The 9342-nt window shown below is 50.5% G+C and carries 11 protein-coding genes; 5 read left to right on the forward strand and 6 right to left on the reverse strand.

Features of this window, described 5'->3' with window-relative positions:
* From MES37_RS21960 to MES37_RS21970, 3 genes are all read right to left on the reverse strand, one after another.
* On the reverse strand, window positions 1–429 hold a 429-nt coding region (locus MES37_RS21960), incomplete at its 3' end, for a phosphorylase family protein (RefSeq protein ID WP_443107836.1).
* A 154-nt stretch (window positions 430–583) separates the two neighbouring features.
* Window positions 584–1306, reverse strand: coding sequence for an oxygen-insensitive NADPH nitroreductase (gene nfsA, locus MES37_RS21965; RefSeq protein WP_064548341.1), 723 nt, complete (start codon window positions 1304–1306; stop codon window positions 584–586).
* Complete coding sequence (locus tag MES37_RS21970) at window positions 1290–1589, reverse strand: YbjC family protein (RefSeq protein ID WP_064548343.1); 300 nt, start codon at window positions 1587–1589, stop codon at window positions 1290–1292. Before MES37_RS21970 ends, nfsA begins: the two co-directional genes overlap by 17 nt.
* Before the next feature lie 181 nt (window positions 1590–1770).
* Here MES37_RS21970 and MES37_RS21975 point away from each other — a divergent pair, with 181 nt between their 5' ends.
* Window positions 1771–2043 (forward strand): GrxA family glutaredoxin, encoded by a 273-nt coding sequence (locus MES37_RS21975; RefSeq protein ID WP_034456459.1) that lies wholly within the window; start codon window positions 1771–1773, stop codon window positions 2041–2043.
* A gap of 48 nt (window positions 2044–2091) precedes the next feature.
* On the opposite strand, the gene MES37_RS21980 is transcribed toward MES37_RS21975, so the two are convergent.
* The gene (locus MES37_RS21980) at window positions 2092–2457 is read right to left on the reverse strand and encodes an inner membrane protein YbjM (RefSeq protein WP_064548345.1); all 366 of its coding nucleotides are present in this window, start codon (window positions 2455–2457) and stop codon (window positions 2092–2094) included.
* Between the two features lie 357 nt (window positions 2458–2814).
* On the opposite strand from MES37_RS21980, the gene MES37_RS21985 reads away from it, so the two are divergent.
* Together MES37_RS21985 and MES37_RS21990 are read left to right on the forward strand one after the other, a co-directional pair.
* Entirely contained in the window at window positions 2815–4497 is a 1683-nt protein-coding gene (locus MES37_RS21985) for an aspartate:alanine antiporter (RefSeq protein WP_064548347.1), read from the forward strand.
* Between the two features lie 254 nt (window positions 4498–4751).
* Entirely contained in the window at window positions 4752–5549 is a 798-nt protein-coding gene (locus MES37_RS21990; protein ID WP_232886475.1) for an SDR family NAD(P)-dependent oxidoreductase, read from the forward strand.
* Window positions 5550–5619: 70 nt separating this feature from the next.
* Here MES37_RS21990 and MES37_RS21995 read toward each other — a convergent pair whose 3' ends face one another.
* Together MES37_RS21995 and MES37_RS22000 are read right to left on the reverse strand one after the other, a co-directional pair.
* Window positions 5620–6855: an MFS transporter gene (locus MES37_RS21995; protein ID WP_064548351.1), complete on the reverse strand. Its 1236-nt coding sequence runs from the start codon at window positions 6853–6855 to the stop codon at window positions 5620–5622.
* A 159-nt stretch (window positions 6856–7014) separates the two neighbouring features.
* Complete coding sequence (locus MES37_RS22000; RefSeq protein ID WP_064548353.1) at window positions 7015–7560, reverse strand: TetR/AcrR family transcriptional regulator; 546 nt, start codon at window positions 7558–7560, stop codon at window positions 7015–7017.
* Window positions 7561–7666: 106 nt separating this feature from the next.
* Here MES37_RS22000 and MES37_RS22005 point away from each other — a divergent pair, with 106 nt between their 5' ends.
* Both MES37_RS22005 and MES37_RS22010 read left to right on the forward strand, forming a co-directional pair.
* Window positions 7667–8890 (forward strand): MFS transporter, encoded by a 1224-nt coding sequence (locus MES37_RS22005; RefSeq protein WP_064548355.1) that lies wholly within the window; start codon window positions 7667–7669, stop codon window positions 8888–8890.
* Window positions 8887–9342: HAD hydrolase family protein (locus tag MES37_RS22010; RefSeq protein WP_237932650.1), on the forward strand; the 456-nt coding region annotated here is incomplete at its 3' end. The genes MES37_RS22005 and MES37_RS22010, both read left to right, overlap by 4 nt.

Here is a 9342-nt window from a genome sequence, read left to right on the forward strand (position 1 = left end):
CGTACCCGGCATGGTATTAATGTGGTCGTTAAGCGCAACCAGTTGACCTGGGCCAACTTCAGGGCGCAGTGAACCCGCCGCGTTAGTCGAGAAGAGGATTTCACAACCCAGCAATTTGAAGGTACGGATCGCATTGGTCATCACAGACATGCCACGTCCTTCGTAAAAGTGACCCCGCCCTTTCATACAAGCGACGGGAACACCGGCGAGAGTACCAACCACTAATTCGCCAGCATGGCCGTGTACCGTACTAACCGGGAATCCAGGCAATTCGTCGTATGGGAATACCACTGGTTGTTCGATTTTCTCAGCCAATTCGCCAAGCCCGGATCCCAGAATGAAAGCCACGCGTGGCACCAGGCCATTAATACGTGAACGGATAATATCTGCGGCGTAAAACGGGGAGTTATCAAGAGTCGTCATCGGCATCGGGTGTTCCTTGTCATCGTGTCGAAATAATCACAGAAAGTGTGGCTAGCTCTGTTATACCGACTCGCGACTACGCACCACCAATACCGTTTAGGCGGGTGATTGATAGTAAAAATGTATTGATTGGCGGTGGCGGGAGCCACCGCTTGATAGTTTAGCGCGTTGCCCAACCCTGCTTATGCAGATAATCGAGAATGAAAGGACGGTTTTCTTTAATGATGGTGCGACGAATGTGGTCACTCCATGTGTCACGGCGAGCATTGCTACCGCGAGAAAGATAGTACTGCGCCATCTCTTCGTCATACTGCGCCAACACCTCGGCGTCGACGGGCTTATAACTATTCTCATGCACTACCATCGCAGCAGGCATACGAGGCTTGATGTCGTGATCTTCATCAGGCCAACCCAGACACAAACCAAACAATGGCAGAACATGCTTTGGCAAAGCTAATAGCTCGGTCACCGTCTCGATACTGTTACGAATACCGCCGATATAGACACCGCCTAAACCCAGAGACTCCGCCGCAGTAAAAGCGTTTTGCGCAAGTAGCGCGGTATCCACCACTCCCAGCAGTAATTGCTCTGCCAGACCGAGCTGTGCCTCAGGGCAGATTTGCAAATGGCGGTTAAAGTCGGCGCAAAATATCCAGAATTCTGCGGCTTGAGCCACATGTTTTTGCCCCCCCGTCAGCGCAACAAGCTGTTCACGCAGTGATTTATCGGTAATGCGAATAATCGAACTGCATTGCAAAAAACTAGAACTTGAAGCCGCCTGGGCGCTGGCAATAATGGCTGCACGCTGTTCGTCTGTAATGGGAGCGTCGGTAAAACGACGAATGGAACGGTGTGAACGCAGCAGATCAATGGTCGGCGTCATTGCGTTTATCCTTTGGCTTTTCTGAAAGAGATTTATCGACGGGTGGCTGGCCTTTAGTCAGCAGCGGTGCCACATTCTGCGCCATCGCCCACACCATAAATGCTGCTGCTGGAATCATCAACGCAATGCCGACGAAAACCATGACTATGGCCGCAGTGGCACTGCCTATGGGAGCGGGCAACACGACGTAACCATTCAAGGAAAGATATGAAAGCAGTAAAAAAGCGATACCAATAACTTCAAGGACTAACACCGGTTTCGGCAAAGCACCAAGTGAGCGCATCCGCTTGTCTCCAGAGGCAATAATCGATTGAGTATACCCTGGCCGGTAGCAGTTTTGTCCGCGCAATATAGGTGCTGAGTATCAGACTAACAGGCAAGACCTTCTTCCCATTCATCACAGTTAGCGGCATTATAGATGCCATACGCCGCTTCGTTCGGCCATAAAAAATGAAGGAGATACCATGTTTGCAGTAATTTTTGGCCGCCCAGGCTGCCCATATTGCGTTCGTGCTAAAGAGTTGGCTGAGAAACTGACCGCTGAGCGTGACGACTTCAACTTCCGTTATGTTGATATCCATGCAGAAGGCATCAGCAAAGCCGATCTGGAAAAAACTGTCGGTAAACCGGTTGAAACCGTTCCACAGATCTTCCTCGACCAGAAACACATTGGTGGTTGCACTGATTTCGAAGCTTACGCGAAAGAACACCTGAGTTTGTTCCAGAACGCAGAATAAGCCTCAAACTAAAAAAAACGGCTCGGTTTAAGCAACCGAGCCGTTTTTTTATCGCCGCTGACGGCGGAGAAGTCTACGTAAAAACAAGTAGCACAAAGCTCCAAGAGCACACCAAAACACAGCACTAAACATCCAGGCCATTTCTTGCCAGAACGTTCGCGTTGGCGACAACCAAAATTGAATGATTAGCAGACAAAGCGGTGAAGCCAGTACTGCGCCCATCAGCGGTTTGATCACTCTGCCATGGCGGGAAAACACGCTAGCGATAACACCAGGCAGGATAAAAAATAACATTCCCCACTCTGAGTGCTTATCACCCGGGTAGCTGTTGGCGGCCATTAATTTCTGAGAAAGAAACACGCCAACAAACAACACGAAGCAGCAAATGACCCCAAACCAACGTTGTCCACGCATGAACAAACATCCTCCTGACGCTCGCCTATATACCGTCATCCTTCAAGCTGCAGGGGTGTTGGCTGCAACTCGAATGCTAACGGGTATAGAACTTAAAATTACAGTTCTGCACGCAGAATCTGCCCGAGTCAGATAAGTTTCAGCAATCCTTGCTAAAAAAATACATCGCGCAATTAGCATAATATTCTTACTAGCCGTTAATCTTTATAAAGATTAAACTACTGGCCATTATCAGGTCTGCGCACTGGATATTTTAATGCAAAGAAAATACATCAAATTGCGTCGTCATTAGTAGAAACCTTAAACCAAAAAACCATCTCTTTCAACAAGTTACTAGTAAACAAGAAGTTAGCCTTCGTGAATATAAACGTCGCAGATTTGTTAAGCGGGAATTACATCCTGTTATTATTTGTTGTTCTGACCCTGGGCTTATGCCTGGGGAAATTACGCCTTGGCTCTATCCAACTGGGTAATTCCATTGGTGTTTTAGTGGTCTCTTTAATACTCGGCCAGCAACATTTTTCGATTAACACTGACGCCCTAAATTTGGGTTTCATGTTGTTCATTTTCTGTGTCGGCGTGGAAGCTGGGCCAAACTTTTTTTCAATTTTCTTCCGCGATGGCAAAAATTATCTGATGTTGGCCCTCGTGATGGTCGGCAGCGCCATGCTGCTGGCGTTAGGTTTGGGGAAACTCTTTGGCTGGGATATCGGCCTGACCGCCGGGATGCTCGCAGGTTCGATGACCTCCACGCCGGTGCTGGTTGGTGCAGGTGATACTTTGCGCCATTCGGGTGTTGCCGGAGCCCAGTTAGCCACGTCACTGGATAACCTGAGCCTCGGATACGCCCTGACTTATCTGATAGGCCTGGTTAGCCTGATTGTTGGCGCTCGTTATTTGCCAAAACTTCAGCACCAGGATTTGCAAACCAGCGCGCAGCAAATCGCTCGCGAACGCGGGTTAGATACAGATGCCGCCCGCAAAGTTTATCTGCCTGTTATTCGAGCCTACCGCGTGGGTTCTGAACTGGTTGCCTGGGCTGATGGTAAAAATCTGCGTGAACTTGGTATCTATCGCCAGACCGGTTGCTACATTGAACGTATTCGTCGTAATGGCATTCTGGCAAACCCGGATGGTGACGCAGTGCTACAAAAAGGCGATGAAATTTCGCTTGTAGGCTATCCGGATGCGCATTCCCGCCTCGACCCAAGTTTCCGTAACGGTAAAGAAGTTTTCGACCGCGACCTGCTGGACATGCGCATCGTCACCGAAGAAATTGTGGTGAAAAACCACAATGCCGTTGGCCGTCGACTGGCCCAATTAAAGCTGACCGATCATGGCTGCTTCCTCAACCGCGTTATCCGTAGCCAAATTGAAATGCCGATTGACGACAATATCGTGCTCAACAAAGGCGACGTTTTACAGGTCAGCGGTGACGCCCGACGCGTGAAAACCGTGGCAGAACGTATCGGCTTTATCTCAATTCACAGCCAAATTACCGACCTGCTCGCTTTCTGTGCCTTCTTCATTATTGGTTTGATGATCGGCATGATCACCTTCCAGTTCAGCTCCTTTAGCTTTGGCATAGGTAATGCAGCAGGCTTACTGTTCGCCGGAATTATGCTGGGCTTCCTGCGAGCCAACCACCCTACTTTCGGCTACATCCCGCAAGGGGCGCTGAATATGGTGAAAGAATTCGGCTTGATGGTATTTATGGCTGGTGTCGGTTTAAGTGCAGGCAGCGGCATTGGCAACGGTTTAGGTGCAATTGGCGGGCAAATGCTGGTTGCCGGGCTGATCGTCAGCCTTGTTCCGGTAGTGATCTGCTTCTTGTTTGGAGCATACGTTTTACGTATGAACCGCGCGTTGCTGTTTGGCGCAATGATGGGGGCACGTACCTGTGCACCGGCAATGGAAATCATCAGCGACACCGCGCGCAGCAACATCCCGGCACTGGGTTACGCCGGAACCTACGCTATCGCTAACGTGTTGTTAACCCTGGCCGGGACGCTTATCGTAATCATATGGCCTGGTTTGTGATCTGTGCCGCAGACAAAGAAAAAAGATTTTTTTAAGACATTGCGAACTTTTTACCTTGGGCAAAGTCTTAATTAGTGCCACTGCTTTTCTTTGATGTCCCCAATTTGTGGAGCCCATCAACCCCGCCTCTTTGGTTCAAGGTTGATGGGTTTTTTATTGCCTGAAATCCGTGACCGTAGACGCCCGCCGCTTGCAACCTATCACTTAGCACCCATACTTTTGAGTCATACTGGTGGGCTAAATGGAGTTGCGCGATGTTAGTTGAAGGCAAAGTAGCGGTGATCTTCGGTGGAAGTGGTGCTATCGGTAGCGCCGTTGCGCATGCTCTGGCACGCGAGGGCGCACAGGTGTATTTGGGTGCACGCAACCAGGATAAATTGAGCAGTGTTGCTGATGAGATTCGCGTAGCGGGTGGAAAGGCCGAAACATTCATCATCGACGTCCTCGACGAGCAGTCCACCAGCGAGCACGTTGCACAGCTTGCACTACAGACTGGTGGTTTTGACGTGGTGATCAACGCCACCGGTTTTGTCCATAATCAAGGCAAAGGAATTGCGGAGTTATCCCTCACAGAATTCAGGCAAGGAATAGACCCGTTCCTGGCAGCACAATTCAACCTATCCAAAGCAGTCATTCCCTATATGGGCGGTGACCGCGCAGGCGTCATCCTCTCGGTGGTCGCACCCGCAGGGCCAATGGCAATTCCAGGCCACCTGGGTCATGTTGTCGGCAGCGCAGGTATGGAAGCCTTCACAAGGGCTCTGGCCTGCGAACTAGCGCCAAAGAATATTCGAGTCATTTGTGTGCGTTCACATGCGCTAGACGGCGCTATTCAGGCGGGTTCCTATACCAGCGAAGTGTTTGCACCAAAGGCACAAGCAGCGGGTTTGACGGTGGAACAGTGGGTGGCGGGTGCTGCGCAAAGCACCATGCTGAAACGTCTGCCAACACTCTCGCAAATTGCCGAGCTCATGGCATTTTTGGCGTCGGATCATGCAGGCGCAATGACGGCAACGGTGGTCAATATGACTGCTGGTACAACTCTCGACTAAAAATAGGCGGTAACGGTTGGTACTCCCCGCTCTTTACCGCCTGACTAAAACCTATTGCGACTACCGGGAATTAGCCACTATTTTTAAGATTCAAAGCCGTTCCCTCTCTTCGCCCAGCTAAATGATTCGTGGCGAGTACACAAATCAGCACCACAAACCCACCGCCAGAGCTGAGGTACAGCACCCACGCAGGGTCGAAAGTGTCAGCTGCAAAGCCTGCTATTACCGGAAGAATCAAGGTGATAATCAGTTGTACGCGCCAGGCCTTCGCCATCGCCCTGCCGGTGACAGAGGCAGGAAACGATTGCATGATGTTTAGCGTCGCCAGCACATAGACAATGTTGGTGAAGATGTGGGCCATAACTATCAGCAACATAGCCAGCCATTGCTTATCGGTGATCGAAACCAGTGCGTAGCAGCAGATAAACAACGCGAGCGAAATGATCAGTACATTGAGTTTCCCCGAGTGGCGTTGCAGCTGTGCTTCAGACAACAGCAACGGGCCGATAAGCTGCCCTGTACTGCGAGCCAGTAACAACATCAACCCCGTGTCAGTGGATGAGCCGCTAAAGTTTGTCGCCAGTGCCGGTAACAGTGCCATTGCTGGAGCACCGACAAGCGCAATCGCCGGGAGAAAAAGCAGACTTCGGCGTTGTAATTGTGTGAGTCTTCGCCAGCTGAGGTTGCCTATAACCTCACCATTTTCCGGCACACACACTGGCCGAAATGCCCGGTGTGTAGCGAACAGCAGCACGATACCCAGAACAAAACTCAGCGCATCCAGAGCGAGAATAGCCACTGCAGGCAGGTGCCCATAAAGCAAGGTACCAATGCCGATGCCAAGGATGACGTTTGCCGCAAAGATAAAGGTTTCCAGGCCCGATGCAGCGGGGAGTTCCGTGGGTTTAAGGCCGCTCTTTAACGTCTGGCTTAAAACCGGCACCATCATGCCCCCCGCAAAGGCCGCCACCGCCTGGCTTGAAAGCAGCAGGATCAGGTTATCGCTATATAACGACCACGCCGGCAGAGACAATCCCAACAGCCCGATGATTTCAGACAAAATCATGACCGGAATAGGTGCCATTTTGGTGAGCAATTTTTCTGCCAGATAACTCCCCGGGAAGCCGGGTGCTAGCGCGAGAATATAGGCAAGCGTCAGTACTGAAGGTTTTGCTTCGAGTGCGAGGAGCTTCCCAAAAACAATGACATAAGTCAGGCCATTCCCGACAGAAGAAAGCAGTAATGCCGCCCCAAGCAGGGCAAACCAGCGGTGCTGGCGAAGCGTACGCAGAATGAGAAAAAACATGTGTTATCCCTTATCAACAAGCACAAAGAAGTCGCCGACGATTTCGTCGGTTTTAAAGCTGTGTTTATCGTTAAGGGGACAACTACATTGGTAAGGGACTCACATTAGGAAACTGCTTCAAACTCTAGCTAACAACAGGCAAAAAATCACCTGCCAAATTTATCCGACAATTTTTGCCAGCATTCTGCTGAGATCTGCCCGGCTCAACGGATGCCGATCCGTGACGTAATGCAGTGTCATGCCTTCGATAAAAGCATCCAGGGTTCGGGCGGTAATCGGGTCAAAAAAGGCTTCCAGCACTTGTTGGCTGCGGCACATCCAGTCCTGCATAATGATTTTTAGCTGTGGATTACGATTAGCGTAAGCATACAGTTGATACATCACTTGCAAGTTATAAGAGGTGGCAATTTTCTCGCCACAGATCATGTCGACAATCGCTTCGCAGGCCTCATTGCGATTACTGGCTTGCGCCAGACGGTTACGGTAATCGTCTGACATCTGGTGGGCAAACTGCGTGAATGCCTCACTGAGCAATGATTCGATACCGTCGAAATAATAGGTCATCGACCCTAACGAAACGCCTGCTGCTTCGGCAATTTTACGGTGTGTGATATGGCTAATACCGTGTTCCACCAGCATATCCAGCGTAGCTTGCACAATTCTTTCACGTCGGTCGGGATCGTTACGGCGCGGGGCTTTGCTCATGATTTATACTCGGTTAAGCCGGACTAAAAAGAGTTTACCAGGCAATGTGTACAAATGTACACATTCTTGCTAGTGTCATTCTCATTCACCGCCAACCGGTATTTCCATGTCTGCCGCTATTAGCCAACGTAAAGCAACCCAACGTCGCACCTGGGCATTGTTCGCCTTCTTCTTCCTGCCTGGTCTTGTTATGGCCTCCTGGGCTACACGTACTCCAGCCATTCGGGACACGCTCAGTGTGTCGACCGCCGGTATGGGTATTGTGCTGTTTGGTCTGTCGGTTGGTTCGATGAGCGGCATTCTCTTTTCCGGCTGGCTGGTTAAGCGTTTTGGTACGCGTAATATTATCCGTAGCGGTATGACGCTAATGGTCACCGGCATGTTGGTGATGGGCGTTGCACTGTTCTTTTCTTCCCCGTGGCTGTTTGCGCTGGGGCTGGCGATTTTAGGTGCAGGTCTTGGTTCATCTGAAGTGGCGATGAACGTAGAAGGCGCCATAGTTGAAGGGCTGCTGAAAAAGACAGTGTTACCGATGATGCACGGTTTTTACAGCCTTGGCACGCTGGCAGGCGCAGGTATTGGCATGAGCCTGACAGCTTTTAACGTCACGGCTTATGGGCATTTGTTGGTGATTGGCTTAATCGTGATTACCCCCATTATTATCGCGATTACCGCCATCCCGCATGGTGTAGGCAAAGACAATGCCGACGCGAATTCCGCTGATACCCACGAGCCACACCCTCCTTTTTATAAAGATCTACAACTGATATTGATTGGTACTATTGTGCTGGCGATGGCATTTGCAGAAGGCTCCGCCAATGACTGGTTGCCATTGCTGATGGTCGACGGTCATGGTTTTAGCCCAACGTCTGGTTCAATGATTTATGTCGGCTTTACGCTGGGTATGACCGTGGGCCGTTTCACTGGCGGCTGGTTTATCGACCGCTACAGCCGGGTAACCGTGGTTCGCGCCTGCGCAGTGATGGGGATTTTGGGCATCGGCTTAATCATCTTTGTCGATAATGCCTTTGTCGCTGGCATTTCCGTGATTTTGTGGGGCCTGGGCACCTCGCTCGGCTTCCCGCTCACCATTTCTGCCGCGGGCGATACCGGCCCAGACCCGGCAACTCGCGTCAGTGTCGTTGCCGCTTCTGGCTATATTGCATTCCTTGTGGGGCCGCCGCTATTGGGCTTCCTCGGCGAACATTACGGCCTGCGTCTGGCTATGCTGGTAGTACTGAGTTTGATGGTTGTTGCAGCGCTAGTTGCGAAAGCCGTCGCAAAACCTACAGACCTTGTACCCAAATTAATTCAACGGAGAAATCGATGAGTGTGAAACTAATTGCCGTCGACATGGATGGGACTTTCCTCGACGATAATAAAGAGTACAACCGCGCGCGTTTTGCAGACCTTTATGCACAAATGAAAGAACAAGGGATTCGCTTCGTGGTCGCCAGCGGCAACCAGTATTATCAGCTAATTTCATTTTTCCCGGAAATTGCCCACGAGATTTCGTTCGTAGCCGATAACGGGGGTTGGGTGGTCAGTGAAGAAAAGGACACCTTTAACGGTGAACTGACAAAACAGCAGTTCAACACCGTTATCGACCATCTGCTGACGCTGCCTCACGTAGATATTATCGCTTGTGGTAAGCACCACGGTTATACATTGAATAGCTACGATGATGCGTTCATCCAACTGGCGCGCATGTACTACCATCGCCTTGAATTAGTAGATAATTTCTCAAATCTGGATGATGTATTCTTTAAGTTTGCGCTGAAT

It is taken from the genome of Buttiauxella sp. S19-1 (assembly GCF_022134725.1).
GTDB lineage: Bacteria > Pseudomonadota > Gammaproteobacteria > Enterobacterales > Enterobacteriaceae > Buttiauxella > Buttiauxella ferragutiae.

Coding starts and splice junctions, on each gene's coding strand:
- nfsA (WP_064548341.1), bottom strand. CDS start 1,306: ATGACGCCGACCATTGATCTGCTGCGTTCACACCGTTCCATTCGTCGT.
- MES37_RS21970 (WP_064548343.1), bottom strand. CDS start 1,589: ATGCGCTCACTTGGTGCTTTGCCGAAACCGGTGTTAGTCCTTGAAGTT.
- MES37_RS21975 (WP_034456459.1), top strand. CDS start 1,771: ATGTTTGCAGTAATTTTTGGCCGCCCAGGCTGCCCATATTGCGTTCGT.
- MES37_RS21980 (WP_064548345.1), bottom strand. CDS start 2,457: ATGCGTGGACAACGTTGGTTTGGGGTCATTTGCTGCTTCGTGTTGTTT.
- MES37_RS21990 (WP_232886475.1), top strand. CDS start 4,752: ATGTTAGTTGAAGGCAAAGTAGCGGTGATCTTCGGTGGAAGTGGTGCT.
- MES37_RS21995 (WP_064548351.1), bottom strand. CDS start 6,855: ATGTTTTTTCTCATTCTGCGTACGCTTCGCCAGCACCGCTGGTTTGCC.
- MES37_RS22000 (WP_064548353.1), bottom strand. CDS start 7,560: ATGAGCAAAGCCCCGCGCCGTAACGATCCCGACCGACGTGAAAGAATT.
- MES37_RS22005 (WP_064548355.1), top strand. CDS start 7,667: ATGTCTGCCGCTATTAGCCAACGTAAAGCAACCCAACGTCGCACCTGG.